General features: G+C 64.0%; 30 protein-coding genes, 2 tRNA genes and 1 pseudogene. 13 read left to right on the forward strand and 20 right to left on the reverse strand.

What is annotated here, in order from left to right; translation table 11 throughout:
* The first annotated feature begins 96 nt into the window (after positions 1 to 96).
* Complete coding sequence (locus ACZ899_RS03155) at positions 97 to 918, forward strand: class I SAM-dependent methyltransferase (protein WP_234560725.1); 822 nt, start codon at positions 97 to 99, stop codon at positions 916 to 918.
* Positions 919 to 1,076: 158 nt separating this feature from the next.
* Here the strand turns inward: ACZ899_RS03155 and ACZ899_RS03160 are convergent, their stop codons facing one another.
* From ACZ899_RS03160 to ACZ899_RS03175, 4 genes are all read right to left on the reverse strand, one after another.
* Complete coding sequence (locus ACZ899_RS03160) at positions 1,077 to 1,844, reverse strand: SDR family oxidoreductase (protein ID WP_234560724.1); 768 nt, start codon at positions 1,842 to 1,844, stop codon at positions 1,077 to 1,079.
* Positions 1,845 to 1,871: 27 nt separating this feature from the next.
* Complete coding sequence (locus tag ACZ899_RS03165) at positions 1,872 to 2,939, reverse strand: phosphotransferase family protein (protein WP_234560723.1); 1,068 nt, start codon at positions 2,937 to 2,939, stop codon at positions 1,872 to 1,874.
* A gap of 197 nt (positions 2,940 to 3,136) precedes the next feature.
* Positions 3,137 to 3,454 (reverse strand): SCP2 sterol-binding domain-containing protein, encoded by a 318-nt coding sequence (locus tag ACZ899_RS03170; RefSeq protein ID WP_203652286.1) that lies wholly within the window; start codon positions 3,452 to 3,454, stop codon positions 3,137 to 3,139.
* A 54-nt stretch (positions 3,455 to 3,508) separates the two neighbouring features.
* Positions 3,509 to 4,222, reverse strand: coding sequence for a histidine phosphatase family protein (locus ACZ899_RS03175; protein ID WP_234560722.1), 714 nt, complete (start codon positions 4,220 to 4,222; stop codon positions 3,509 to 3,511).
* 199 nt (positions 4,223 to 4,421) lie between these two features.
* On the opposite strand from ACZ899_RS03175, the gene sohB reads away from it, so the two are divergent.
* The 3 genes from sohB (at position 4,422) to ACZ899_RS03190 (ending at position 6,032) form a co-directional block, all read left to right on the forward strand.
* Positions 4,422 to 5,438 carry a protease SohB gene (gene sohB, locus ACZ899_RS03180; RefSeq protein WP_232855611.1) on the forward strand — a complete coding sequence of 339 codons (1,017 nt, stop codon included), beginning with the start codon at positions 4,422 to 4,424 and terminating at the stop codon, positions 5,436 to 5,438.
* Positions 5,439 to 5,582: 144 nt separating this feature from the next.
* Positions 5,583 to 5,656, forward strand: a tRNA-Cys gene (locus ACZ899_RS03185).
* A gap of 160 nt (positions 5,657 to 5,816) precedes the next feature.
* Positions 5,817 to 6,032: a hypothetical protein gene (locus ACZ899_RS03190; RefSeq protein ID WP_028692450.1), complete on the forward strand. Its 216-nt coding sequence runs from the start codon at positions 5,817 to 5,819 to the stop codon at positions 6,030 to 6,032.
* Positions 6,033 to 6,100: 68 nt separating this feature from the next.
* On the opposite strand, the gene ACZ899_RS03195 is transcribed toward ACZ899_RS03190, so the two are convergent.
* Together ACZ899_RS03195 and ACZ899_RS03200 are read right to left on the reverse strand one after the other, a co-directional pair.
* The gene (locus ACZ899_RS03195; protein ID WP_234560721.1) at positions 6,101 to 6,307 is read right to left on the reverse strand and encodes a DUF6434 domain-containing protein; all 207 of its coding nucleotides are present in this window, start codon (positions 6,305 to 6,307) and stop codon (positions 6,101 to 6,103) included.
* A 91-nt stretch (positions 6,308 to 6,398) separates the two neighbouring features.
* A complete protein-coding gene (locus ACZ899_RS03200; protein ID WP_234560720.1) occupies positions 6,399 to 7,292 on the reverse strand; it encodes a LysR family transcriptional regulator in 894 nt (297 codons plus the stop codon).
* Positions 7,293 to 7,404: 112 nt separating this feature from the next.
* Between ACZ899_RS03200 and ACZ899_RS03205 the strand changes: the two genes are divergently transcribed.
* Together ACZ899_RS03205 and ACZ899_RS03210 are read left to right on the forward strand one after the other, a co-directional pair.
* Entirely contained in the window at positions 7,405 to 8,055 is a 651-nt protein-coding gene (locus ACZ899_RS03205; protein ID WP_234560719.1) for a DsbA family protein, read from the forward strand.
* Positions 8,052 to 8,444 carry a nuclear transport factor 2 family protein gene (locus ACZ899_RS03210; protein WP_234560718.1) on the forward strand — a complete coding sequence of 131 codons (393 nt, stop codon included), beginning with the start codon at positions 8,052 to 8,054 and terminating at the stop codon, positions 8,442 to 8,444. The genes ACZ899_RS03205 and ACZ899_RS03210 overlap by 4 nt, the downstream gene beginning before the upstream one ends.
* Positions 8,445 to 8,500: 56 nt before the next feature.
* Here ACZ899_RS03210 and ACZ899_RS03215 read toward each other — a convergent pair whose 3' ends face one another.
* Both ACZ899_RS03215 and ACZ899_RS03220 read right to left on the reverse strand, forming a co-directional pair.
* Positions 8,501 to 9,220 (reverse strand): META and DUF4377 domain-containing protein, encoded by a 720-nt coding sequence (locus tag ACZ899_RS03215; RefSeq protein WP_234560717.1) that lies wholly within the window; start codon positions 9,218 to 9,220, stop codon positions 8,501 to 8,503.
* Between the two features lie 335 nt (positions 9,221 to 9,555).
* Positions 9,556 to 9,912: a hypothetical protein gene (locus tag ACZ899_RS03220; protein WP_234560716.1), complete on the reverse strand. Its 357-nt coding sequence runs from the start codon at positions 9,910 to 9,912 to the stop codon at positions 9,556 to 9,558.
* Positions 9,913 to 9,969: 57 nt separating this feature from the next.
* On the opposite strand from ACZ899_RS03220, the pseudogene ACZ899_RS03225 reads away from it, so the two are divergent.
* Positions 9,970 to 10,126: pseudogene (locus ACZ899_RS03225) on the forward strand (anti-virulence regulator CigR family protein); the annotation flags it as partial.
* 296 nt (positions 10,127 to 10,422) lie between these two features.
* Here the strand turns inward: ACZ899_RS03225 and ACZ899_RS03230 are convergent.
* On the reverse strand, positions 10,423 to 11,097 hold the full coding sequence (locus ACZ899_RS03230; RefSeq protein ID WP_234560715.1) for a polysaccharide lyase family 7 protein: 675 nt from the start codon (positions 11,095 to 11,097) through the stop codon (positions 10,423 to 10,425).
* A 240-nt stretch (positions 11,098 to 11,337) separates the two neighbouring features.
* Here ACZ899_RS03230 and ACZ899_RS03235 point away from each other — a divergent pair, with 240 nt between their 5' ends.
* Positions 11,338 to 11,526 (forward strand): hypothetical protein, encoded by a 189-nt coding sequence (locus ACZ899_RS03235; protein WP_050706261.1) that lies wholly within the window; start codon positions 11,338 to 11,340, stop codon positions 11,524 to 11,526.
* Between the two features lie 14 nt (positions 11,527 to 11,540).
* Here the strand turns inward: ACZ899_RS03235 and ACZ899_RS03240 are convergent, their stop codons facing one another.
* The 3 genes from ACZ899_RS03240 to ACZ899_RS03250 all read right to left on the reverse strand — a co-directional run bounded on the left by ACZ899_RS03240 (position 11,541) and on the right by ACZ899_RS03250 (position 12,450).
* Positions 11,541 to 11,954 (reverse strand): DoxX family protein, encoded by a 414-nt coding sequence (locus ACZ899_RS03240; RefSeq protein WP_028692439.1) that lies wholly within the window; start codon positions 11,952 to 11,954, stop codon positions 11,541 to 11,543.
* 105 nt (positions 11,955 to 12,059) lie between these two features.
* Positions 12,060 to 12,144 (reverse strand) — tRNA-Leu (locus tag ACZ899_RS03245).
* A gap of 93 nt (positions 12,145 to 12,237) precedes the next feature.
* Positions 12,238 to 12,450, reverse strand: coding sequence for a hypothetical protein (locus ACZ899_RS03250; RefSeq protein ID WP_234560714.1), 213 nt, complete (start codon positions 12,448 to 12,450; stop codon positions 12,238 to 12,240).
* A 101-nt stretch (positions 12,451 to 12,551) separates the two neighbouring features.
* Between ACZ899_RS03250 and ACZ899_RS03255 the strand changes: the two genes are divergently transcribed.
* The 4 genes from ACZ899_RS03255 (at position 12,552) to ACZ899_RS03270 (ending at position 15,893) form a co-directional block, all read left to right on the forward strand.
* Positions 12,552 to 12,836, forward strand: a complete 285-nt coding sequence (locus tag ACZ899_RS03255) for a hypothetical protein (RefSeq protein ID WP_234560713.1) — start codon at positions 12,552 to 12,554, stop codon at positions 12,834 to 12,836.
* Between the two features lie 80 nt (positions 12,837 to 12,916).
* On the forward strand, positions 12,917 to 14,077 hold the full coding sequence (locus ACZ899_RS03260; RefSeq protein WP_234560712.1) for a two-component system sensor histidine kinase NtrB: 1,161 nt from the start codon (positions 12,917 to 12,919) through the stop codon (positions 14,075 to 14,077).
* A gap of 6 nt (positions 14,078 to 14,083) precedes the next feature.
* Positions 14,084 to 15,529, forward strand: coding sequence for an ATPase domain-containing protein (locus ACZ899_RS03265; RefSeq protein ID WP_203652300.1), 1,446 nt, complete (start codon positions 14,084 to 14,086; stop codon positions 15,527 to 15,529).
* Positions 15,530 to 15,533: 4 nt separating this feature from the next.
* Positions 15,534 to 15,893, forward strand: a complete 360-nt coding sequence (locus tag ACZ899_RS03270) for a response regulator (RefSeq protein WP_203652301.1) — start codon at positions 15,534 to 15,536, stop codon at positions 15,891 to 15,893.
* 75 nt (positions 15,894 to 15,968) lie between these two features.
* Here ACZ899_RS03270 and csrA read toward each other — a convergent pair whose 3' ends face one another.
* The 8 genes from csrA to ACZ899_RS03310 form a co-directional block, all read right to left on the reverse strand.
* Positions 15,969 to 16,163, reverse strand: a complete 195-nt coding sequence (gene csrA, locus ACZ899_RS03275; protein WP_023628788.1) for a carbon storage regulator CsrA — start codon at positions 16,161 to 16,163, stop codon at positions 15,969 to 15,971.
* 252 nt (positions 16,164 to 16,415) lie between these two features.
* The gene (locus ACZ899_RS03280) at positions 16,416 to 17,438 is read right to left on the reverse strand and encodes a DNA topoisomerase IB (protein ID WP_234560711.1); all 1,023 of its coding nucleotides are present in this window, start codon (positions 17,436 to 17,438) and stop codon (positions 16,416 to 16,418) included.
* A 58-nt stretch (positions 17,439 to 17,496) separates the two neighbouring features.
* A complete protein-coding gene (modC, locus tag ACZ899_RS03285) occupies positions 17,497 to 18,588 on the reverse strand; it encodes a molybdenum ABC transporter ATP-binding protein (protein WP_232855604.1) in 1,092 nt (363 codons plus the stop codon).
* Between the two features lies 1 nt (position 18,589).
* Positions 18,590 to 19,270 (reverse strand): molybdate ABC transporter permease subunit, encoded by a 681-nt coding sequence (gene modB / locus ACZ899_RS03290; RefSeq protein WP_203652304.1) that lies wholly within the window; start codon positions 19,268 to 19,270, stop codon positions 18,590 to 18,592.
* On the reverse strand, positions 19,270 to 20,028 hold the full coding sequence (gene modA / locus ACZ899_RS03295; RefSeq protein ID WP_234560710.1) for a molybdate ABC transporter substrate-binding protein: 759 nt from the start codon (positions 20,026 to 20,028) through the stop codon (positions 19,270 to 19,272). The genes modB and modA overlap by 1 nt, the downstream gene beginning before the upstream one ends.
* A 103-nt stretch (positions 20,029 to 20,131) precedes the next feature.
* The gene (locus tag ACZ899_RS03300; RefSeq protein WP_234560709.1) at positions 20,132 to 21,196 is read right to left on the reverse strand and encodes an NAD(P)H-dependent flavin oxidoreductase; all 1,065 of its coding nucleotides are present in this window, start codon (positions 21,194 to 21,196) and stop codon (positions 20,132 to 20,134) included.
* Between the two features lie 34 nt (positions 21,197 to 21,230).
* Entirely contained in the window at positions 21,231 to 21,401 is a 171-nt protein-coding gene (locus ACZ899_RS03305) for a hypothetical protein (protein WP_203652307.1), read from the reverse strand.
* Between the two features lie 15 nt (positions 21,402 to 21,416).
* Positions 21,417 to 21,719: a DUF1883 domain-containing protein gene (locus ACZ899_RS03310; RefSeq protein WP_050706249.1), complete on the reverse strand. Its 303-nt coding sequence runs from the start codon at positions 21,717 to 21,719 to the stop codon at positions 21,417 to 21,419.
* 164 nt (positions 21,720 to 21,883) lie between these two features.
* On the opposite strand from ACZ899_RS03310, the gene ACZ899_RS03315 reads away from it, so the two are divergent.
* Positions 21,884 to 22,243 (forward strand): hypothetical protein, encoded by a 360-nt coding sequence (locus ACZ899_RS03315; RefSeq protein WP_050706248.1) that lies wholly within the window; start codon positions 21,884 to 21,886, stop codon positions 22,241 to 22,243.
* The last annotated feature ends 65 nt before the right edge of the window (positions 22,244 to 22,308 follow it).

Consider the following 22,308-nt stretch of genomic DNA (forward strand, 5'->3'; position numbering starts at 1 on the left):
CCCGAGCCGTCAACTTCTGGTTGACGGGGTGGTTGCCGGGTTTGTCGGGGCCGGTTAACGTGGCGCCTGACTCAATCAGGACAGGGAAGCACCGCTATGAGCCGATCACTGGAACTCAACCGCGCCAGCTGGGACGAGCGCGCCCCCCTGCACGCCGCCTCCGGGGACTACGAAGTCGAGCGTTTCGTCGCCGAGCCCGGGCACCTGTCCGAGGTGGTGCGCTTCGACCTTCCACGCCTGGGCGATATCCACGGCCTGCGCGCGGTGCACCTGCAATGCCATATCGGCACCGACACCCTGTCGCTGGCTCGCCTGGGCGCCGAGGTCTGCGGCCTGGATTTCTCTGCGGCGTCCCTGGTCCAGGCACGCCAGCTGGCCGAGCGCTGTGGGGCGGGCATCGCCTATGTCGAATCGGACGTCTATCAGGCTACGCAGGTATTGCCGGCGGCGGCTTTCGACCTGGTCTACACCGGCATCGGCGCGCTGTGCTGGCTGCCGAGCATCGAGCGCTGGGCGCAGACCGTGGCGGCGTTGCTCAAGCCGGGCGGGCGGCTGTTCCTGCGCGACGGTCATCCGATGCTGATGGCCGTGAACGAGGACCATCAGGACCGCCTGCAACTGGAGTACCCGTATTTCGAGCGCGAGGCACCGACGGTGTGGCACAGTGACGAGACTTATGTCGAAACCGACCAGGCACTGACCCAGACCGAAACCCATGAGTGGAACCATGGCCTGGGCGAGGTGATCACCGCGCTGCTGAACAACGGCCTGCGCATCACTGGCCTGGAGGAGCACCAGAGCATCCCCTGGGAAGCGCTGCCGGGGCAGATGACGCTGGGCGATGACGGCGAGTGGCGCCTGAACGAGGCGCCGTGGCGGTTGCCGCTGAGCTATACGTTGCAGGCGATCAAGGGATAGATCCGCGGGTTGCGCCATCCCTGTAGGAGCGGCCTTGTGCCGCGAAAGGGCTGCAAAGCAGCCCCGCGATCTTTGCACCAGCGCTGAAATCCTGGGGCTGCTGCGCAGCCCTTTCGCGGCACAAGGCCGCTCCTACACAGGGCGTGCGTGGATCCGGATCAGGACAGGAACCCACCATCGACATTGAGCGCGGTGCCGGTGGTATAGCTGGAGGCATCGCTGGCCAGGTACAGCACCGCGCCGGCCATCTCGCTCGGGTCGGCCACGCGCTTGAGCGGGATCTGCTGCAGCGCGGCGTTGCGGATGCTGTCGTTCTTCACCAGCGCCGAGGCGAACTTGGTGTCGGTCAGCCCCGGCAGCAGAGCGTTGCAGCGGATGCCGAACTGCGCGCACTCCTTGGCGAAGACCTTGGTCATGTTGATCACCGCCGCCTTGGTCACCGAGTAGATGCCCTGGAACAGCCCGGGCGAGACGCCATTGATCGAGGCCACGTTGATGATGCTGCCGCCACCGTGCTCGCGCATCAGCTTGCCGGCTTCCACCGACATGAAGAAGTAGCCGCGGATGTTGACGTCGACGGTCTTCTGGAACGCGCCCAGGTCGGTGTCCAGGACGTTGCAGAACTGCGGGTTGGTAGCGGCGTTGTTGACCAGGATGTCGAGGCGGCCGAATTGCTCGCGGATGCCGGAGAACACCTGCTGGATCTGCTCCATCTCGCCGATGTGGCAAGCCACCGCGGTAGCCTTGCCGCCGGCGGCGACGATCGCTTCGGCCACCTGCTGGCAGCCGTCGAGCTTGCGGCTGGAGACGATCACATGGGCACCCTGCTGGGCCAGCAGGTGGGCGATGGCTTCGCCGATGCCGCGGCTGGCGCCGGAAACGAAGGCGATCTTGCCGTCGAGGTCGAACAGGTGGGTCTTGGACATGCGCGTATTCCTTGTTGTCTGCCGGGATTACAGGCTGGATTTGCCGATCAGTTGCAGGCTCATCTGCTCCAGCAGCCGGTTCATGTGGATGAACTGGGCGAAGCGCTTGTCCTGGGTCTGGCCGTGGAAGAAGCGGTAGTAGATCTGCTGGACGATGCCGGCCAGGCGGAACAGGCCATAGCAATAATAGAAGTCGAAGTTGTCGATGCGGATGCCGGCGCGCTCGGCGTAGTAGTCGACGAACTGCTGGCGGCTGAGCATGCCGGGGGCGTTGCTTGGCTGGCGGCGCATCAGTTGCACCGGTGCCGGGTCGTCGGCCTCGATCCAGTAGGCCAGGCTGTTGCCCAGGTCCATCAGCGGGTCGCCGATGGTGGCCATCTCCCAGTCCAGCACGCCGATGATGCGCATCGGGTTGGCGCTGTCGAGGATGACGTTGTCGAAGCGGTAATCGTTGTGCACGATGCCCGGGCGCGGATGGTCGGCGGGCATCTTCTCGCGCAGCCAGGCGATCACCTGCTCCCAGCGCGGCGCGTCGGGGGTCAGGGCTTTTTCGTAGCGGCTGGCCCAGCCTTCGACCTGGCGCTGCACATAGCCTTCCGGCTTGCCCAGGTCGGCCAGGCCGCAGGCCTGGTAGTCCACCTGGTGCAGCTCGACCAGGCGGTCGATGAAACTCTTGCACAGGGCTTCGGTGCGGCCGGCGTCCAGGTCCAGTTCGGCGGGAATGTCCGAACGCAGGATGATGCCGTTGACCCGTTCCATCACATAGAATTCGCCGCCGATCAGCGACTCGTCGGTGCAGTGCACGTAGGCCTTGGGGCAATAGGGGAAGCCAGCGTTGAGCTGGTTGAGGATGCGAAACTCACGGCCCATGTCGTGGGCCGACTTGGCCTTGTGGCCGAATGGCGGGCGGCGCAGCACGAACTCCCGGTCCGGATAGCTGACCAGATAGGTCAGGTTGGAGGCGCCGCCGGGGAACTGGCTGATGCTCGGCGTGCCCGCGAGGCCGGGAATGTGATCCTTGAGGTACGGATCGATGACGGCCGCGTCGAGTTCTTCGCCGGGGCGTACCTGGGTGGACTGGTCGGTGAGCGTCATGCGATTTCCTTATGATCAGTAGCAAGGACTATTGGCTAATCTAATTTCCTGTCAAAGCTGGTACAAGCGTGCCAGACGTTTATTGGCCTGGGTGTTGCCGGGCGATCAATGGCCCTGATGGGCGGGCCTTGCAGCGGGCGAAAAAAAACCGAAGCCCGTCAGGCTTCGGTTTTTTCATTGGCGATTCGCCGCGCCGATCAGGACGGGAACAGCTCGCTGAGCTTCATCGACAGCATCATGTCGCCTTCGACGCGCAGCTTGCCGCCCATGAAGGCCTGCATGCCGTCGGTGTCACCGCTGACGATGCCCTTGAGGGTTTCGCTGTCCATCACCAGGGTGCAGTTGGCATCGGCGTTCTCGCCTTCCTGGATCTCGCAGGTGCCGTCCTTGACCAGCAGGGCGTAGTGCTTGTCTTCGTCGGTGATGTTGAAGCCGAACACCAGGTCCAGGCCGGCGGCAGCGGATGGGTTGAATTTTGCCTTCATCGCCTCGACGGCTTTAGCTACATCGCTCATGGTGTATTCCTTGTTAAGTGATATTCGCGTCCGCAGGGACACAACAGACCGGGCTCATCGGTAGGTGACGAGCTCCGGCAACCGCAACAGCCGCACATGGGCTTGGCTGTTGAAGGAAGCCAGGGTGACGTCGCGGCCACGGAACTTCAGGTGGCTGAGCGACGTGTTGATGATCTGCCAGTTCAGGGTGAACGCCTGAGCCGGCGTAATTGCGCTTACCAGATGGAGCAGGGCGGCGATGGTGCCGCCGGAGGTGAACAGGGCGATGTTGTCGCCGTTGGCGGCGCTGTCGAGCAGGCGCCGCAGGCCATCGCCGACCCGGCCGGTGAAGGCCTGCCAGGTTTCCAGGTGTTCGTCGTGGGCGTGGTCGCCGTCGTGCCAGCGCTGCACCATCAGGGCGAACAGGCGCTGGAACTCGCTGCGGTGCTGGGCGCCGTTGCGCAGCACATGCAGGGCCTCGGGCTCTTCGGGCAGCAGGGCAGGGAGCAGGGCGCGGATCACGCCGTCGGCGTCGAACTCATTGAAGGCCGCGTCGGTCTCTATGGCCGGGACTGCTTCGCCATGGGCTTGCAACGCGTCCAGAGCCAGGCGGGCGGTGTCCTGCTGGCGACGCAGGGTGCCGGCCACGCAACGGTCCAGGCGCAGGCCCAATTGGGCGAAGTGCTCGCCCAGTGCCTGGCTCTGACGCTCGCCGACCGGCGAAAGGACGTCGTAGTCGGCGGCACCAAAGGAGGCTTGGCCATGTCGGATCAGGTAGAGATTGCCCACGTTGAAGTCCGGCCCGGTTGGAGGTTGCTGCGAGGTTAGGTTGCCCCAGGCGGGCTGTCAACGAAAAAACATACAAGCGTTTGAAAAGGTCGTTTGAACTGTGTTGCCAGCATTTTCACCGGCTGGCAGCGGCCCTGGCGCCCCGGTATGCTTGCATCCAGTTCGCGCCGTTGCGGCGCTGGTTTATCAAGGAGTCAATGTGGAGTTTCTTGCCGAATACGCAAGCTTTCTCGCCAAAACCGCCACCCTGGTGATCGCCATCCTGGTGGTGCTGTCGGCCATCGCCGGCCTGCGTGGCAAAGGGCGGCGCAAGCCGGGCGGGCAATTGCAGGTTACCCGTCTCAACGAGTTCTACAAGGAACTGCGCGAGCGCCTTGAGTCGGGCCTGCTCGACAAGGCCCAGCTCAAGGCCCTGCGCAAGCAGCAGGCCAAGGCGGAAAAACAGCAGAAGAAAAAGCCCGAGGACAAGCGCCGGGTGTTCGTCCTCGACTTCGACGGCGACATCAAGGCCTCGGCCACCGAGAGCCTGCGCAACGAGATCACCGCACTGCTGACCCTGGCCACCCCGCGTGACGAGGTGGTGCTGCGTCTGGAGAGCGGCGGCGGTATGGTGCACAGCTACGGCCTGGCGGCTTCGCAGCTGGCGCGCATCCGCGAGGCCGGCATCCCGCTGACCATCTGCATCGACAAGGTCGCCGCCAGCGGCGGCTACATGATGGCCTGCATCGGCGAGAAGATCGTCAGTGCGCCGTTCGCGGTGCTGGGCTCGATCGGCGTGGTGGCGCAGATGCCCAACGTCAACCGCCTGCTGAAAAAGCACGACATCGATTTCGAGGTGCTCACCGCCGGCGAATACAAACGCACCCTGACCGTGTTCGGCGAGAACACCGACAAGGGCCGGGAGAAGTTCCAGGAAGACCTGGACATCACCCATCAGCTGTTCAAGGACTTCGTCGCCCGCTACCGCCCGCAGCTTCATATAGACGAGGTGGCCACTGGCGAAGTCTGGCTGGGCATCGCCGCGCTCAATCGCCAGTTGGTCGACGAACTGGGCACCAGCGACGAGTACCTGAGCCGCAGCGCCCGCGAGGCCAATGTGTTCCACCTGCGCTTCGCCGAGCGCAAGAGCCTGCAGGAGCGTATCGGCGTGGCCGCCAGCGGGGCGGTGGAGAACACCCTGGTCGGCTTGTGGAGCAAACTCGGGCGTCTGCGCTAACACCTTGAACCCCTTGAAGATTTTTTTCTCCAAGGGGGTTGCAAGGTGCGTCGAATGCCGACATAATGGCGTCCATCGAAACGCAGCTGACTTGAAAAAGCCCAGCGGTTTCAAGGAGATAGCGAAAGCTGACTCCGACTTTGAGGCCGAGTAGCAAAGTGGTTATGCTCCGGATTGCAAATCCGTCTACGCCGGTTCGATTCCGACCTCGGCCTCCACCATTCGAAACCCCGCAGATCTAGGTCTGCGGGGTTTTTTAATGCCTGCGAATTGTTCGTCGCCCCGCCATCTGGAACAAATCGTGGGACACTAAGGAAAGTGTGTGACCACCGGTAAATTCGCTGTGATCCTCTACTGGTTATTCAAGGATGAAACGCAATGAAAAAGCTCAAAGAACTGGACGCAGCCGCCACCCGTTACCTGAGCAGGTACTCCCGCAAGCAGTTTTTCTCGATTTTCGTTGTGATTACGGCGATCAACTATTGGTGCGCCTACAACGTAGAGGGATACAAATCGATCTGGCTGGCAATGATCGGCGGCTGGTTCTTCGGTATGACCTTTGCGCCGTTCCACGCTAAAAAGGGCCAATCCTGAAGGCAACTGCCGGGTAGCATCCGGGGTGGGAGCAAGGGCGGCCAGCGTGGGACAGCAAGCGGCCTGGATCAGCCGCGTCTGCGCAGCCATTCATCCGCAACTTCCCCCATGGTGGCAGGTGCTCCGCTCTTGATCCAGGCCATGAAGGCGCGGTCGAACTTGAAGGCCTCGCCACATTCACCGACCAGGAACCGCCGGACCTTCTGCGTGTTCCGGTAGTGCCTGTCCAGCGGGGTGTTGCGGGTGATCGGTCCAGCGTGCCAGTCGAGGCTCATCTTCATTCCCTTGGATGGCTGTGATCCCAGGAGCGTAGCATTGTCGGCGGCTGCGCGGGCGTGCCCTGACCTGATGGTCTGCGCCGTCTCATTAAGCCAGGCGGCTTGCCAGCAGCTCGATGAATGCACGCACCTTGACCGGTCGAAAGCGAGCCGTTGGAAAGACTGCATGGATCTCGCCTCGGGGCAGCGACCATTGCGGCAGGACCTCGATCAGCCGGCCTGCTTGCAGGTCTGGTTCCGCCACATAGTCCGGAAGGACCGATAGCCCGGCCCCGAGCAGCGTGGCTTCGCGCACTGCCAAGGTGGCGTTGAGCGACAGGCTGGCTCTCATCTCCACCGTTTCGCGCTGCATCGCGTCCTTGGCAAATACCCACCGGGTCGGCTCTCGCAGCGCCAGGTTCGCCACGATCGGCAACTCGGCCAGCTCCGCTGGGGCCTGCAGTTTGTCCGCTCGCGCTTGCCATTGAGGGCCGGCCACCAACCGTTGCGCAAACTCGCCGATTCGCCGGGCCTGCAGATGTTGCTCGGTAATCCAGCCAACGCGAATGGAAAGGTCCAGATCGTTGGCGCCCAGGTCCAGGGTCTGGTCGCTGAAGTGTGCCTCGACCTTGCACTGCGGATATCGCTGCGAGAATGCGGTGATGGCCGGCACCACGACACCGATGCCGTAATCGAAAGGGGCGGTCAGGCGTAGGGTGCCCGTCGGCTCGCTGGCCGCTTCGGACAATTCCTCGAAAGCCTCTTCAGCTTCTTTGAGGATCAATGCACAGCGGTGATAGAACTGTTGGCCCGCCTCGGTGGTGCGGACTTTGCGCGTGCTGCGAACCAGCAGTGTGGTACGACAGTCGCTTTCCAGCCGCGCTACCTGTTGGCTGACCACGGCCTTGGTGATGCCGAGGCGCTCTGCTGCTGCGGTGAAGGAGCCGGTTTCGACCACTGCGGTGAAGTACGCAAGCCTGTTCAGGCTGGAAGCGCCGGTCATTGATATATCCTTTAATGTATGTTTGTAGCATACAGTGTGTTTATTTCGTATGTGTTTAAATGTCAATTCGCTCGCTATAAGATTCGAGGCATTCCATTCAAGGCGTTTCACCATGAACAAGACCCTGGTTTACCTCTTCGACCCACTGTGCGGCTGGTGCTACGGTGCAGGAGGACCGCTGCCTCGGGTTCTCGAATCCACGGGCCTCGCGTTACGCCTGATACCGACGGGGCTGTTTTCCGGCAGCGGTGCTCGCGCCATGGATGATGACTTTGCGGCCTACGCCTGGAGCAACGACCAACGCATCGAGCGGCTGACCGGGCAGGTCTTCAGTGAGCGCTATCGCGACCAGGTACTCGCCGACCGCCTTCAGGCGTTCGACAGTGGTCCGTCTACCCTGGCGCTCAGCGCAGTGAACCTGACTGCGCCTGAGCGCGAGTTCGAAGCGCTCAAGGCGATTCAGGCGGCGCGCTATGTCGATGGCCTGGATGTGACTCGACTGGAGACGTTGACAGCTGTGCTGGCGAACCTGGGCTTGAATGCCGCCGCCGAGCGGCTGGCGCGCCCGGATTCGGCCTTGCTGCAGGCCAACGACGATCGTGTGGGGCATGGGCGTGCCTTGCTGGGTCGCGTGGGCGGCCGAGGCGTCCCGACATTTGTCCTGCAACAAGCGGACGATGCCCTGCAGTTGTTACCTGCCAGCGCTATCTTTTCAGATCTTCAGGCCTTCATTCGCGAGCTGAACGTGGGGGTAAAGCCATGAGCAAGAGCAACCTGGACATCATCCGAGCCTCGTACGAAGGCTCAGCCGAACAGAATGGCCAGAATCTGCTGGCGGCGCTGGCAGCGGACGTGACCTGGACCGAGGCGGCCGGCTTCCCTTATGCCGGTACCTATGTCGGCCCGCAGGCGATCATGGAGGGTGTGTTCCATCGCCTGGCCACCGAATGGGATGGCTACCAGGCCAAGGTGCATACCTATGTGGCCGAGGACGACCGAGTTGCCGCCTTTGGCGTTTACTCGGGGACCTATCGCAAGACCGGGAAGGCGATGACGGCTACCTTTGCCCACCTGTACCGGCTGAACAACGGCAAGATCGTCAGCATGGAGCAATACGTCGACAGTGCGCAGGTCAACGCGGTGCTCACCTGAGGTCGCCGTCGGTTCCAGGCGCAGGCCGCTGCAGGGCGGCCTGCGCCGACTGGCAATTACTTGCCCGAAGCGTCCTGCTCGACCACCAGGTCCAGCACATAGACCTGCGACGGGGCGTCGGCCGGCGGGTTCTTCCATTCGTATTGCTTCACGCGCAGCACGGTGCGCACGCCGTCACGGTACTCGAAGCCCTCGATGGACTGGTACAGCGGGTGCCAGCTGTCCTGGGTCGCCAACTGCAGGCCGGCGTCGTCATAGCGACGCTCGCGCACTTGCAGGCACTGGTAGTTGGGGATCAGTGGATGGCTGCACTTGACGGTCTTGGCGGCCACTTCCAGGAACTTGATCTCGCCCTTGCTGCCGTAGCGGGTCTCCGGGGTGGCTTCACCCTGGAACTTCAGCACAGAGCCGTCCTGGGTGGTCAGTTGCAGCATCGGCTCCCCGGCATCGTCGGATAGGGTGGTACGCAGGTCGCCCTTGAACAGGCGCCCGACCTGGGCGTCCAGTTCCATCAGGGGCTTGTCGCAGGCCTTCAGGGTCGAGGCCAGTGATTGCACCTTCAGTACGCCGTCCTGGTAGGAATAGCCGCCGAACTGGTTGTTGCAGCCGCCGCTGATGTTCAGCTTGCGTTCGGCGAAGTTCAACCGCAGTTTGCCCTCGATGCCTGGGGCCATGGCGGTGATGGGCTTGCCCGACGCATCGTTGGCCGCTACCAGGTTCCAGTAGTAGGCCGAGAGGTTGGGCTGGGTGGCGCTGGATGCGGCAGTGGCGGGCATGGAAGGCGTCCCTTCATGGGAGGTGGAAGCCGGGGCACATGCCTGGAGCAGGGCGGCGCAGACGGCAACGAGGAGAATGTTCTGTTTCATGGTTCGCTCTTTCAGCCTTGAAAAATGAGGGCGGCATCCTCGACAGGTGGGATGCGCGCGCCGGTAAACCGGGATATCGAGGCCGTTTCAGGATCGCTTCGCGATGTGGACCTTGCCACGTCTGTGAGCGCTATCGGACGGCCTCGGCAGTAACCGATGGCAATGGGACAGCATCGATCCCATTGAGTTTCATCGACGGGGTGGCCTGTAAGTGTTGCCAGATTTTGCAGCACAGCCAGCGCCCTCTAGACCTGCGGACCTTTGCAGGAGTATCCACTCATTTTCGCGGCCTGCAGCGCCCGCTCGCTGGTCAAGGGCTTGAGTGCTCCCGCGGCGTAGCCGTTCTTGATGTAAAGAAAATAGTTGCCCTTCAGATCGTGGAAGATCCGGTACACATCGGCAGCTCTATGGGGGGTTGGCAGCGTGACGTTGTCGACCACCAGTTCATAGCCGTCGATACCCAGGTTGCCCAGCCTGGTCGTGAAGTCTGCTTCGAAGGCTGCGCGCCAGCGATTGCGCTCGAAGGTGCATGCCCAGAAGAGGGCGATCAGTAGCAATAGCCCCGCGCACAGGAAGGCTATGTCGGTGAGCAGTTTCAGCATGTCGTTCCTTTGACCTGTGGTCCTTCAATACCGGCTGGATGCCACTTTACCAAGTCGCCCTTGCCCCCAGGCATCGCCAACACTCGATGGCCGGCTGCTGGGCCAACTTCCGCGTTATGACGGTTACGAATGGATGCAGGCGGGTGTCGACCTTATTCTGGTAGCAGTCGCCACGAGGGTGATCTACGAAGTACTCAACGGCGCTTTCGACTAGCGCGCAGGCAAAGAAAAGGCCCGCTGGGGAGGGCGGGCCAAGTGTTTCACGGATGAGTCATTACCTTGGCACGGCAGAGGTGAAAAAGTTGTCAATTGGCGCGCTCTGGTTTGTACGGAAAGCGCAAAAAAGAAAACCCGCCAAAAAGGCGGGTTGAACAGAACGTATCGAAGCCAGGTCAGTCTGCCTGGGCGTTTGTCAGAATTTCGTGAAGGCCATCCGGATAATCGTGCAGTAAACGTTACCGAGTTTTTCATAAGTCCGGCGAACGTTCCCCGGCAACGGCTCCCGAGCCTCTAACGGTGCAGCAGTTCCAGCTGGCTGATCACGCAGACAGACGCATCCGTGGACGGGGTGTCATCGCTGAAGTCCACCTGGTTGTAGACACCGCCATGGAAGTTGAAGGTGTGGTCCTTCCAGCCCGAGGTCATTTGCAGCAGGCCGGAGTCGCCGCTGCGGCCGTTGCAGGCAGCGGTCACCGTCGCGGCCCTGGCCGCAGTGACTTCGAGGGTGATGTCGAAGGGTGTGCCCAGGGGTACATCGACGAGGAGGGTGCTGTTGGTCGGCGTCGCCTGGTTGAAGTCCCGGCGAAAGCCGAGGGTGATCTTGCCCTTGTTCCAGAACACCTTGATCGCCGGGCTGTCGTCGTCTTTCACATGCAGCTGCGCGATCACCACCTTCTGTGCCGAGTTGACCTGCTCCAGCACCATGCGCTGGTGGCTGAAATGTCGGCTGGCGCTGCTCATGGCCCAATAGGTGGCCTCCTTCCACTCGCAGCGGGTTCGATGGGTACTCTTGCTCGATGCGCCCTTGGTCGGGGCGCTCATGCGCACTGCGCCACTGCTCAGCCGGCTCACAACCTGGGGCAGGCTGGCGAGGGCCTGGGCGCCGGTGACCTCCAGGGCCACAGGGTTGGTAGCGGATTTGGGCACCGGGGTGGTAATGATCAGGTGGTCGATATTCACGGCCATGGGGAAAGCTCCTTGATGGAAAAGATCCTGCACCCATGCGAGCGCTGAAATGGCGGGCGGTTCAGTGGTGCGGGGGAGGGCCGGGCAAAAAAAGCCCGCCAGGGCGGCGGGCAAAGAACGTTTTTGAAGGGAGAGCCTGCACCATGCGCCTTGTCGGTTAAGCCGGGGTTAAGCGCCGCGAGGATTGACCGCCCGCGTCGATGCGCCTATACAGGCGTGCCGTTGTTACCGGAGCCTGCGATGCACGACGAAGACGATCTGCCCGAACCCGAGCACGACCACCTGCTCGACCCCGAATTCCACGAAGACTTCGACCCCGAGGCGGACGCCTACGGGGCGCTGGACGAAGTCGAGGAGGACGAAGAGTCGCTCGACGACTTCGATGATGAGGACGACCATCCAGCCTGGCACGACGACTGCGACGACTGAGGCCGCAGTCGCGTTCAGCGACGGTCGAGGGAGAAGCGCCCGGCGCCGGTGAGGGCCAGCAGCAGCAACCCGCCGACAATGGCGAGGTTCTTCAGGAACTGGGTCATGTTGGCGCTGCGCTCGGGCTCGACCATGTTCCAGAACGGGTGCCCGAGCAGCGCGGTGCCCAGCACGAACAGGGCGAACAGCAGGGCCAGCGGGCGGGTGTAGAAGCCCAGGATCAGCAGGATGCCGACCAGCAGCTCCATGATCACGGCAACGGCCGCCGCCAGCATGGGCGCGGGCGCGCCGAGAGAGGTCATGTAGCCGACCGTGCCTTCGAAACCGCTCAGCTTGCTCCAGCCGGAGAGCACGAACAGGATCATCAGCAGGATGCGGGCGAGCAGCAGGATGACGTCGCGTTGACCGTCGAGCAGGCTATAGCGCATGGCGGCGCTCCAGTGGACAGTGACAGGTTCCACTCTAGCAGCTGCGCGGCGGTTTTCCGGCGGGCATGAAAAAGGCGCCGCAAGGGCGCCTTGATCGACAGAAGATGGTGCGAGTGGCGGGACTCGAACCCGCAAGGCTCACGCCGACAGATTTTAAGTCTGCTGTGTATACCAATTCCACCACACTCGCACGATTGACCGGCATGCTTCATAGCAGCAGGGCCCAGGCAATCAGGCGCGCTTTATAACCCATTGTTATAGGAGCGTCAACCGGCCACAGGGTTCAGGGCCTGATGCTACGGGCGATTTCACGCATCTCGCAGGCCGAGTGGTGCAGGTCATCGACATGCCCGTCCATGGCCTGGGCATCGGCCTGGTGGATCGAATGGCGCAGGAACCGTGCATGGCCCTCCAGGGCCTGGCACAGTTGGTCGAGTTCGCCGGCGCTGCGCACAAGGTCGTCCTGCAACCCTTGCATGCGAAGGTTCGAAGTCATGTCGCTTCCTTGTGGGATCGGGGCGCGGCCACTATAGGTCAATTGACAGGATGCCGCCATTACGCCACTGTTGACTCATTGGATCCAATGGTCGTGTCGCCATGTCATCGCGTTCCCCCGACCCAGACGCAGTCCGGCGTATCCGGCCGAAGCTGTTCTGGCGTCTGCTGTTCCTGCTTGTCTGCCTGCTGGCGGCATTCCTGTACGCAGGCTTCATGAGCCTGGGCGGCTACCTGCTGATGCTCGGGCTCGATCAGGAACAAGCAGAACCACAGCGCGTGCTGGCATTGGGCGGCGGGGCGTCGATCCTGCTGCTGGGGCTGTGGTTGCTTAAGGTGGCGATGCCGCGCCGGCTGGTGCCGACGGTGGTGGAGCGCGAGCACTGACGATCGTCGCCTGAAGGGCTGTGTCTGCGGGACTTTTGACTACGCTCAATATGTCCTTTCGCGGTGCTTGTGGAGCTTGCATGGTGTCGACAGACCGCCCCACCCATTCGGTGATGCCCGAAGCGCGCTACGAGCAGTTGGTCCAGGCAGTGGTGGACTACGCCATCTACATGCTCGATCCGACCGGCCATGTGGTGTCGTGGAACGCGGGTGCGCAGCGGATCAAGGGTTATCGCGCCGACGAGGTGATCGGCCGGCATTTCTCGTTGTTCTTTACTGACCAGGACCGTGCCGAAGGCCGTCCGCAACAGCTGCTGCACCAGGCCTTGGAAGAGGGCAAGGTGCAGGACGAGGGCTGGCGCGTGCGCAAGGACGGTACGCAGTTCTGGGCGCTGGCGGCGCTGGATGTGATCCGTGACGAAACTGGCGAGGTCATCGGCCTGGCCAAGGTCACCCGCGACATCACCGACCGCCGCGAGTCCGCCCTGCAACTGGACGCCATGCGTGCGCAGCTGTTCCAGGCGCAGAAGCTCGAGGCCCTGGGGCAGTTGACCGGCGGCCTGGCCCATGACTTCAACAATCTGCTGACCATCATCCTCAGCTCTGCCCGGCTGGCCTCTGGCAGCCAGGACCCGGCACGGGTACGACGCCTGCTCGAGCATATTCTTGATGCCGGCGAGCGCGGTACCCAACTGACCCAGCAACTGCTCAGTTTTGCCCGGCATCGGCAACTGAGCATCACCCGCATCGCCCCGGCCCAGATGGTCGACACCACCTGCGGGCTGGCGGAGCACGCGCTGCCCAGGGACATCGAACTGCTGCCGCAGGTGCAGCCGGACCTGCCGCTGATCGAGGTGGACGCCGGGCAGTTGCAGATGGTCCTGCTCAACCTGGTGTTCAACGCCCGCGACGCCATCGCGGCGACCGGGCAGATCCACCTGGCAGTCGAAAGTGTTCGCCTGGCCGGCGAGGTGGAGGGGCTGCATGGGCACTTCGTGCGCTTCGATGTGCGTGATGACGGGCAGGGCATCGACCCTCAGGTGTTGCCGCGCATCTTCGAGCCGTTCTTCACCACCAAGGCCTTCGGCAAGGGCACCGGCCTGGGGCTGAGCCAGGCCTATGGTTTCGCCCGCCAGAGTGAGGGCGCGATCAGCGTGTCCAGCCGCCCTGGCGAAGGCACCTGCATGAGCCTGTACCTGCCCGCCCGAACGGGCGACGATACGCCTGCGAGCGAGGGATAGACGACCATGGTCGAGCAACTCAAGCGACTGGCCACCGGCATCGAAGGGCTCGATGCGCTGCTCAAGGGCGGGCTGGTGGTCGGCGCCTCCTACATCGTCCAGGGGCACCCGGGCTCGGGCAAGACCATCCTCGCCAACCAGCTGGCCTGCAACCATGTGCGCGACGGTGGCCGGGTGCTGGTGGCGACCCTGCTCAGCGAGTCCCATGAGCGCCTGTTCCAGTACCTGTCGACGCTGAGTTTCTTCGACCCGGCGCTGGTCGGTGACAGCATCCAGTTCGTCAGCGCCTTCGACACCCTGGAGCAGGATGGCCTGGATGCGGTGGTCAGGCTGTTGCGCCAGGAGATTGCCCGGCAGCAGGCCACCTTGCTGGTCGTCGATGGCCTGCTCAACGCACGCTCGCGGGCGGAAACCAGCCTGGACACCAAGAAGTTCGTCTCCGAGCTGCAGGGGCATGCGGCGTTCGCCGGTTGCACGGTGCTGTTGCTGACCAGTGCCCGGCTGGAGGAGGGCAGCCCCGAGCACACCATGGTCGATGGCGTGATCGAGCTGGGCGAGCACTTGGTCGGCAGTACCGCGGTGCGGCATGTCCAGCTGCGCAAGACCCGCGGCAGCAGCGCGCTATCCGGGCGCCACGAATGCCAGATCGATGAGTCGGGGTTGCAGGTCTATCCGCGCCTCGAGGCGCTCTACAGTCGGCCCAGCCAGCAGGATGCGCAAACCCTGGCGCGGGTCGCCACCGGGGTCGCCGACCTGGACGGCATGCTCGGTGGCGGGCTGGCCGAGGCCTCGGTGAGCCTGCTGATGGGACCATCCGGTGTGGGCAAGACGGCCTTGGGCATCGCGTTTCTCGCCGCTTCGACGAAGGCCGCGCCGGGCCTGCATTTCGGTTTCTACGAGACGCCGGCGCGGCTGCGCTTGAAAGCTTCTGCACTGGGCTTTGAGCTGCCGGCGCTGGAGCGCGAGGGGGCGGTGCAACTGAGCTGGCAGCCGACCACCGAAGGCCTGCTGGACCAGCTCGGCGCCCGTCTGCTGGCGCAGGTCGAGGCATTGGGTGCGCGGCGCGTGGTGATCGACAGCCTGGGCGCCTTCGGCCGCCTGGCGCTGGAGCCTGCCCGCCTGAACGCGTTCTTCCGCGCGCTGACCGGCGAGCTGCGCGCCCGCGGCGTCACGGTGCTGCTGACCTGGGAGATGCGCGACATCTTCGGTTCGGAAATCACCGCGCCGGCCCCGGACCTGTCTAGCATCGTCGACAACCTGATTCTCATGCGCTTCGCCGAGCTTGATGCACAACTGCACCGTGCCCTGTCGATCATCAAGGTGCGCGACAGCGACCACGATCCGGCCCTGCAGGCGTTGAGCCTGGGACCGAAGGGCATCAGCCTGGCGCGGGCGTTCGATGGCGCCAGCGGCGTGCTCAGCGGCTCGGCGACAACGCCAGGAGACCGCTGATGGGATGAACAGCATCCTGATCGTCGATGACGAGTACCTGATCGCCGATATCCTGGGTTTCGCCCTGGAGGACGAGGGCTACCTGGTGGAAAAGGCCAGCAATGGGCGCAAGGCCCTGGAGGCCCTGAAAGAAAAGCGCGTGGACCTGGTGATCACCGACTACATGATGCCGGTGCTCAATGGCGAGGAGTTGCTCAACGCAATTCGTGAAGAGCTGCAGCTGGCGGACTTGCCGGTGATTCTCATGAGCGGTGCCCAGGCCAGCCAGGGTCGGGCCTGCCCCGGAAGGTTCGCGGCGGTGTTCGACAAGCCATTCGACATGGATCGAATGATCGCCACGGTGCGCGAGCTGCTCGGCACCTGAGGTTCGGGAGAGGCTCCCCGCATGGGCGGGCAATCGATCAGGCGCATCCGTGCGGCATGATGCGTTGGCTTGGGATTACTCGTCGTTGCTCTTTTCCGGCGCCGGGCTGCCGGCCTGGATCCGCTTGTAGATCTCTTCACGGTGCACCTGGACATCCTTCGGTGCATCGATACCGATCCTCACCTGCATCCCCTTGACGCCCAGAATGGTGACTTTGATGTCGTCGTCGATGACGATGCTTTCGCCAACCTTGCGTGTGAGTATCAGCATGTAGTTCTCCTTGGTGATGTAGAAAACCGCCGAGCCTGATGGTCTGCGGTGGGAGCCTGTCCCTCTTCCTTCTCATTAAAGACGCTTTCGGCGGATAGTAATTCCCCGACAGACAAATTCTGTTATCGATCTTTAGTTGCAGGTGCCAGTGGGGGTGCTACGCATTCCACTGGCCAAGGTGCTCGGTGGCAAGGATAGGGTGCTTGGCGCCATATGGGAAATTTCTCTGCTCGATGAACTAAATAGTGGGGCTCAATGATCGTTCTGGCCCTGCAGGGCCTGGAGGAAGCGCAGCAGCGACACTTCCTCGAGTTCCAGGCCCTTGCGCGCCCGTGCGCGGGGCAGGTCCGCCAGGCGTCCGAGCTGGAAGTGTTCGAGAACCGCGGGATGGATGTAGCAGCGCCGGCACACCGCGGGGGTGTTGCCCAGGCGCGCCGCCACCTGGCGGACGGTGTCGGCGACCTGGCGCCGCGCTTCGCTATCCGGCTCCCAGGCCAGTGGCCTTAGCAGGCTCAGCGCCAGGCTGCTGCCGGCCCAGGTGCGGTAGTCCTTGGCGGTGAAGTCGGCGCCGGTCAGTTGCTGGAGGAACTGGTTGATCTCGGTCGAGCCGATGCCATGGCGCTGGCCCTGGTCGTCCAGATACTGGAACAAGGCCTGGCCGGGCAGCTCCATGCAGCGCTTGACCAGCCCGGCCAGACGCCGGTCGGTCAGGGTGACGTTGTGCTCGACCCCGCGCTTGCCGCGGAACTGGAAGCGGATTCGGCTGCCCTTGACCTGCACATGGCGGGTATTGAGCGTGGTCAGCCCGTAGGAGCGGTTGTCACGCAGGTACTGGCGGTTGCCGATGCGGATCAGCGTGCTGTCGAGCAGGCTGATCACCAGCGCCATGACCTTCTCCCGGCCCAGCCCCGGGCAGGCAAGGTACCTGTCCAGTTGCTTGCGCAGCCTTGGCAGCGTTTCGGCGAAGGCCAGCATGCGTCCGTACTTGTGCTGGTCGCGCAGCTCGCGCCATTGCGCGTGGTAGCGGTACTGCTTGCGCCCCCGGGCATCCCGTCCGGTGGCCTGCAGGTGCCCCTGCGGGTCGGCGCAGATCCATACATCGGTGTAGGCCGGCGGGATCACCAGGGCGGCGATGCGCGCCAGGGTGTCGGTATCGCGTACCCGCTGGTTGCCGGCGTCGAAATACTGAAAACCATCGCGCCAGCGCCGCCGGGTCAGGCCGGGCTGGCTGTCATCGACGTAGTGCAGGGCGGCAGGCAGCGGGCAGTCGGACATGGGCGCGGTCCATCAGGGGCACTGTTGCTGCAATGGACAGCGTCCGTTGCTGCATTGCTCAACCCAGCAGCGCCACCGACTTGATCTGCGCCCACAGCATCTGGCCCGGCTGCACCGCGAGCTGGTCCGCCGAATAGCGGGTGATGCGCGCCAGCAGGGCGTTGCCGGCGGCATCCAGGCTGACCAGCACATGGGCCGGGTTGTCCGCCGGGCGGCACTCGCGGACCCGCACCGGCAGGCGGTTGAGGATGCTCGAGGCGCTGTCCGCGGTCAGTGCCAGGCTGACATCCCGGGCTTGTACCTTGAGGCGCAGGGTGCTGCCCATGTGCAGCCCGGGGTGGGCGATGCGCAAGCACTGGCCGTCACCGCCGGGCAGGCGCAGCTCGAACAGCTGGTAATGCGGGTCGTGGCCCACCACCACGCCTTCGAGCACCACGCCGGCATCTTCGCCCTGGGCCAGGGGCAGGTCGAGGCGCGCCAGGGTCTGGCCGATCGGCCCGCTGGCCACGGCCTTGCCCTGTTCGAGCAGGACCAGGTGGTCGGCCAGGCGCGCCACTTCGTCCTGGGCATGGCTGACGTAGATCAGCGGGATATCCAGTTCGTCGTGCAGGCGCTCCAGGTACGGCAGGATCTCGCGCTTGCGCGCGCTGTCGAGCGCGGCCAGCGGTTCGTCCATCAGCAACAGCCGTGGGCTGCTGAGCAGGGCCCGGGCGATGCCGACCCGCTGCGCCTCGCCACCGGACAGGGTCGCCGGCTTGCGCGCCAGCAGGTGGCCGATGCCCAGCAACTGGCAGGCCTGCTCCTGGCTGATCTTGCGCGCCTCGGGGGCGATGCGGCGCCAGCCGAACTCGAGGTTGCCGCGCACCGACAGGTGCGGGAACAGGCTGGCTTCCTGGAACACGTAGCCGACCGGGCGTTGGTGCGGCGGGGTGAAATGCCCGCGTGCGCTGTCCTCCCAGACCTCGCCATTGACCTCGATGTAGGCGCTGGTGGCTCGCTCCAGGCCGGCCAGGCAGCGCAGGCACGAGGTCTTGCCCGAGCCGGAGTGGCCGAACAGGGCGCTGATGCCGCGTCCGGGCAGGTTCAGGTCGACGTCCAGGGTGAAGTCGTCGCGCGCCAGTTTCAGGCGCGCCTGTATCGATGCACTCATGTCAGCTCCAGCCAGCCTTGCCACGGCGGCCTGCATAGAGCATCAGCAGCACCAGGAACGAGAATACCAGCATGGCCCCGGCCAGCCAGTGCGCCTGGCTGTATTCCATGGCCTCGACGTGATCGAAGATCTGCACCGAGACCACGCGGGTCTTGTCGGGAATATTGCCGCCGATCATCAGCACCACGCCGAACTCTCCCACGGTGTGGGCGAAGCCGAGGATGCTGGCGGTGACGAAGCCGGGGCGCGCCAGTGGCAGCACCACGTGGATGAAGGTGTCCCAGGGGCTGGCGCGCAGGGTGGCGGCCACCTCCAGCGGGCGCTGGCCGATGGCGCCGAAGGCATTCTGCAACGGCTGCACCACGAAGGGCATGGAGTACACCACCGAGCCGATCACCAGCCCGGTGAAGCTGAACACCACGCTGCCCAGGCCCATGGCCTGGGTGGCCTGGCCGATCCAGCCATGAGGGCCAAGGGCCAACAGCAGGTAGAAGCCGATCACCGTCGGTGGCAGCACCAGGGGCAGGGCCACCACCGCGCCGATCGGCCCGCGCAGCCAGGAGCGGGTGCGCGCCAGCCACCAGGCGATGGGCGTGCCCAGCACCAGGAGGATGGCGGTGGTCAGGCTGGCCAGCTTGATGGTCAGCCAGATCGCGCCCAGGTCACTGGCGTCGAGCGGCATCAGAGCTCATAGCCGTAGGACTTGATCACCGCGGCGGCCTTAGGACCCTTGAGGTAGTCGACCAGGGCCTTGGCGGCCGGGTTGTCCTTGCCTTTGTTGAGGATCACCGCGTCCTGGCGGATCGGGTCATGCAAGTCGGCGGGCACGATCCAGGCGGAGCCTTCGCTGACCTTGCCGTCCTTGTAGATCTGCGACAGGGCGACGAAGCCCAGCTCGGCATTGCCGGTGGACACGAACTGGAAGGCCTGGGTGATGTTCTGGCCTTCGACGATCTTCGCCTTGGTGGCCTCGGTCAGCTTCAGCTTGTCCAGCACCTGGGTGGCGGCCAGGCCGTAGGGCGCGGCCTTGGGGTTGGCGATGGACAGGTGCTTGTATTCGTTCTTCTTCAGCACTTCGCCCTTGGCGTCTACGTAGCCCGGCTTGGCCGACCACAGCGCCAGGGTGCCGATGGCGTAGGTGAAGCGCGAGCCGGCGACGATCTCTTTTTCCTGCTCGAGCTTGGCCGGGGTGCTGTCGTCGGCGGCGAGGAACACTTCGAACGGTGCGCCGTTCTTGATCTGTGCGTAGAACTGGCCGGTGGCGCCGTAGGCGGCGACCAGCTTGTGGCCGGTGTCCTTTTCGAAGTCCTTGGCGATGGCCTGGATCGGCGCTGTAAAGTTGGCCGCTACAGCGACCTGGACTTCATCGGCCTGGGCGGCATTGACGGTGATCAGGGTGGCCAGGGCACTGAAGGCCAGGTGGGACAGGCGAATACGCATGCAAACGGCTCCTAGGGACGGCGGGTTATCGTTATGGCTTGAACTATATAGCGATACGCCATCCGTCGGGAAGAGGGTGTCCGAATATTTCCTGATCTATGGGTCAGCTTTTTGCTGTCTGCCCGGCAATGGCCCGAGTCAGGTCGCCCGCCGGCATATGCCGCCCGAGGCGCAGCGCCTGTCCCGACCACAGGTTGCTGAAGTCGGCGTTGCCCTGTGGATCGGTGATCGCCCGCAGTGGCATCAGCGCGCCGCCGGCCAGCGGGAAGCGTGGGGCGAGGGGACTCATCGGCCCCAGTTCGCGCATCAGGCGGTTGTTGATGCCACGCGCCGGACGACCGGTGAACAGGTTGGTCAGGGCGGTATCGCTGGCGGGCGCGCTGTCCAGGGCGTGGCGGTGCGCCGGGGACACCTTGGCCTCGGGGCAGAACAGGTAGGCGGTGCCCACCTGTACCGCCGAAGCGCCCAGGGTCAGGGCGGCGACCAGACCGCGATGATCGCCGACACCGCCCGCCGCGATCACCGGCACCTGCACCGCATCGACCACCTGGGGCACCAGGGCGAAGGTACCGATCTGGCTGGTGATGTCGCTGCCGAGGAACATGCCGCGATGGCCGCCGGCCTCGTAGCCCATGGCGATGATCGCGTCGCAGCCGTGCTGCTCCAGCCACAGTGCTTCCTCCACCGTGGTGGCGCTGGACAGCACCTTGGCCCCGCTCGCCTTGACTCGCCGCAGCAGCTCGGGCGTCGGCAGACCGAAGTGGAAGCTGATCACCTCTGGGCGCAGTTCCTCCACCAGCCGGCAGCTCTGTTCGTCGAAGGGCGCACGATTGGACACCGGCGTTGGCGCCTCGAAGTCCGCGCCGACTTCCTCGTAATAGGGCTTGAGCGCCTGCTTCCAGCGGGCGTCGCGCTCGGGGTCGGGCGCCGGCGGCTGGTGACAGAAGAAGTTCAGGTTGAGCGGGCCCTGGCAGGCGGCACGAAAGGCCTCGATCTCGCTGCGCACCTGTTCGGCGCTGAGCATGGCGCAGGGCAAGGCGCCCAGGCCACCGGCGTTGCCCACGGCAATGGCCATGGCCGAACCGCTGGCGCCGGCCATGGGCGCCTGGAGAATGGGCAACTCGATACCCAGCAGGTCGAGGATGCGGCGGTCTTGCCAGGGGCTCATGGGCGACTCCTTGAGTGCGGGGCGTGCGGCGTGGTTACAAGGCCTTGCTGACCTGAATGTCGCTGATCTTGTCGGCGTCGTCGCCGTGGATCTTGCGCAGGGCTTGCTGCGCCTGCTCGAGGGAGGCATCGGGCATCAGGGCGAAGTCCCAGCGGCGTTCACCGTCGAGCTTGTACTTGATCACGTACTTGATGGTCTGGGTCATGCGGCTATCCGAGTGTTATCCGAGTTTCGACGACGAGCGACGGATGATCTTGATCTTGTGGCTGAGGGCCGGCTTGCGCGTCACCGAGATCGGGCGAGTGGTCACGGTATCGATGGTGATGTTCCAGAAACCGGTGCTGGGCACGGTGATCTTCGCCGGGAAGCGCTCGAAGTGACCACCGTGGTAGGTGTGGCGCCCGCCATTCTTGAAGCTGCGGAAGTTGGCGTCGTTCATCAGGCGGATGTTGCAGCGCTGGGAGCACTCGATGACGACGATGTCGTCCTCGTTCAGGTGCTCGCGCTGGTGTACGAATTTCATGGGGTGCTCCGCAAGGATTGGTTCAGCAAACGCGAAAGATACCACGATGTGAGGTTACACTTGCGCCCGGGCTGGCCAAGCCAAGGAGATTTCTGCCAGACGTGGGAGCAAAACCGCCTGGATGTGGTCAGAGGATGACTTTGAAGAAGCTGGAGACGATGTAGATGAAATGGGTAGCAGCAGCGGTGGCGCTGACGTTGGGTGGCTGTGTCAGCGTGACGGAGCTCGAGCAGTCCCACGCGACGCTGGATGTGATCTCCGGCAAGACGCCGCGCGAGTATGCCGACTGCGTCAAGCGCAAGCTGGCCGATACGCGTGATCCCTTGCAGGAAGAGGTGCGTGGCGATGGCTTGCGCCTGACCGTGCCGCAGAAGGTGTCGGCCGGCGTCGGCCCTGCGGCGCTGCTCGATATCGACAAGCGCGGCAGTGGCAGCGCGATCAAGGTGTACGAGCGGTTGAACAACTTCCCGCTGCGCCTGGGTGATGTGCGCACCTCGGCGACCCAGTGCATCTCCGGTTCTTGATCCAGCTCAGTTAATCGGCAATTAGCTGGCGGTTTGCCACTTTCCTTCCCGGTGACACGTTGTCG

The sequence above is a fragment of the Pseudomonas sp. TE31087 genome (assembly GCF_057284075.1).

Excerpts from the sequence above, each read along its gene's own strand:
- ACZ899_RS03210 (WP_234560718.1), top strand. The coding sequence starts at position 8,052 with ATGAGCAAGAGCAACCTGGACATCATCCGAGCCTCGTACGAAGGCTCA.
- ACZ899_RS03250 (WP_234560714.1), bottom strand. The coding sequence starts at position 12,450 with ATGACTTCGAACCTTCGCATGCAAGGGTTGCAGGACGACCTTGTGCGC.
- modA (WP_234560710.1), bottom strand. The coding sequence starts at position 20,028 with ATGCGTATTCGCCTGTCCCACCTGGCCTTCAGTGCCCTGGCCACCCTG.
- ACZ899_RS03205 (WP_234560719.1), top strand. The coding sequence starts at position 7,405 with ATGAACAAGACCCTGGTTTACCTCTTCGACCCACTGTGCGGCTGGTGC.
- ACZ899_RS03265 (WP_203652300.1), top strand. The coding sequence starts at position 14,084 with ATGGTCGAGCAACTCAAGCGACTGGCCACCGGCATCGAAGGGCTCGAT.
- ACZ899_RS03305 (WP_203652307.1), bottom strand. The coding sequence starts at position 21,401 with ATGACCCAGACCATCAAGTACGTGATCAAGTACAAGCTCGACGGTGAA.
- ACZ899_RS03165 (WP_234560723.1), bottom strand. The coding sequence starts at position 2,939 with ATGACGCTCACCGACCAGTCCACCCAGGTACGCCCCGGCGAAGAACTC.
- modB (WP_203652304.1), bottom strand. The coding sequence starts at position 19,270 with ATGCCGCTCGACGCCAGTGACCTGGGCGCGATCTGGCTGACCATCAAG.
- ACZ899_RS03190 (WP_028692450.1), top strand. The coding sequence starts at position 5,817 with ATGAAAAAGCTCAAAGAACTGGACGCAGCCGCCACCCGTTACCTGAGC.
- ACZ899_RS03155 (WP_234560725.1), top strand. The coding sequence starts at position 97 with ATGAGCCGATCACTGGAACTCAACCGCGCCAGCTGGGACGAGCGCGCC.
- ACZ899_RS03160 (WP_234560724.1), bottom strand. The coding sequence starts at position 1,844 with ATGTCCAAGACCCACCTGTTCGACCTCGACGGCAAGATCGCCTTCGTT.
- ACZ899_RS03280 (WP_234560711.1), bottom strand. The coding sequence starts at position 17,438 with ATGTCCGACTGCCCGCTGCCTGCCGCCCTGCACTACGTCGATGACAGC.
- ACZ899_RS03270 (WP_203652301.1), top strand. The coding sequence starts at position 15,534 with ATGAACAGCATCCTGATCGTCGATGACGAGTACCTGATCGCCGATATC.
- csrA (WP_023628788.1), bottom strand. The coding sequence starts at position 16,163 with ATGCTGATACTCACACGCAAGGTTGGCGAAAGCATCGTCATCGACGAC.
- ACZ899_RS03195 (WP_234560721.1), bottom strand. The coding sequence starts at position 6,307 with ATGAGCCTCGACTGGCACGCTGGACCGATCACCCGCAACACCCCGCTG.
- ACZ899_RS03240 (WP_028692439.1), bottom strand. The coding sequence starts at position 11,954 with ATGCGCTATAGCCTGCTCGACGGTCAACGCGACGTCATCCTGCTGCTC.
- modC (WP_232855604.1), bottom strand. The coding sequence starts at position 18,588 with ATGAGTGCATCGATACAGGCGCGCCTGAAACTGGCGCGCGACGACTTC.
- ACZ899_RS03260 (WP_234560712.1), top strand. The coding sequence starts at position 12,917 with ATGGTGTCGACAGACCGCCCCACCCATTCGGTGATGCCCGAAGCGCGC.
- ACZ899_RS03255 (WP_234560713.1), top strand. The coding sequence starts at position 12,552 with ATGTCATCGCGTTCCCCCGACCCAGACGCAGTCCGGCGTATCCGGCCG.
- ACZ899_RS03315 (WP_050706248.1), top strand. The coding sequence starts at position 21,884 with ATGAAATGGGTAGCAGCAGCGGTGGCGCTGACGTTGGGTGGCTGTGTC.
- ACZ899_RS03200 (WP_234560720.1), bottom strand. The coding sequence starts at position 7,292 with ATGACCGGCGCTTCCAGCCTGAACAGGCTTGCGTACTTCACCGCAGTG.
- ACZ899_RS03215 (WP_234560717.1), bottom strand. The coding sequence starts at position 9,220 with ATGCCCGCCACTGCCGCATCCAGCGCCACCCAGCCCAACCTCTCGGCC.
- ACZ899_RS03310 (WP_050706249.1), bottom strand. The coding sequence starts at position 21,719 with ATGAAATTCGTACACCAGCGCGAGCACCTGAACGAGGACGACATCGTC.
- ACZ899_RS03300 (WP_234560709.1), bottom strand. The coding sequence starts at position 21,196 with ATGAGCCCCTGGCAAGACCGCCGCATCCTCGACCTGCTGGGTATCGAG.
- ACZ899_RS03230 (WP_234560715.1), bottom strand. The coding sequence starts at position 11,097 with ATGGCCGTGAATATCGACCACCTGATCATTACCACCCCGGTGCCCAAA.
- ACZ899_RS03235 (WP_050706261.1), top strand. The coding sequence starts at position 11,338 with ATGCACGACGAAGACGATCTGCCCGAACCCGAGCACGACCACCTGCTC.
- ACZ899_RS03220 (WP_234560716.1), bottom strand. The coding sequence starts at position 9,912 with ATGCTGAAACTGCTCACCGACATAGCCTTCCTGTGCGCGGGGCTATTG.
- ACZ899_RS03170 (WP_203652286.1), bottom strand. The coding sequence starts at position 3,454 with ATGAGCGATGTAGCTAAAGCCGTCGAGGCGATGAAGGCAAAATTCAAC.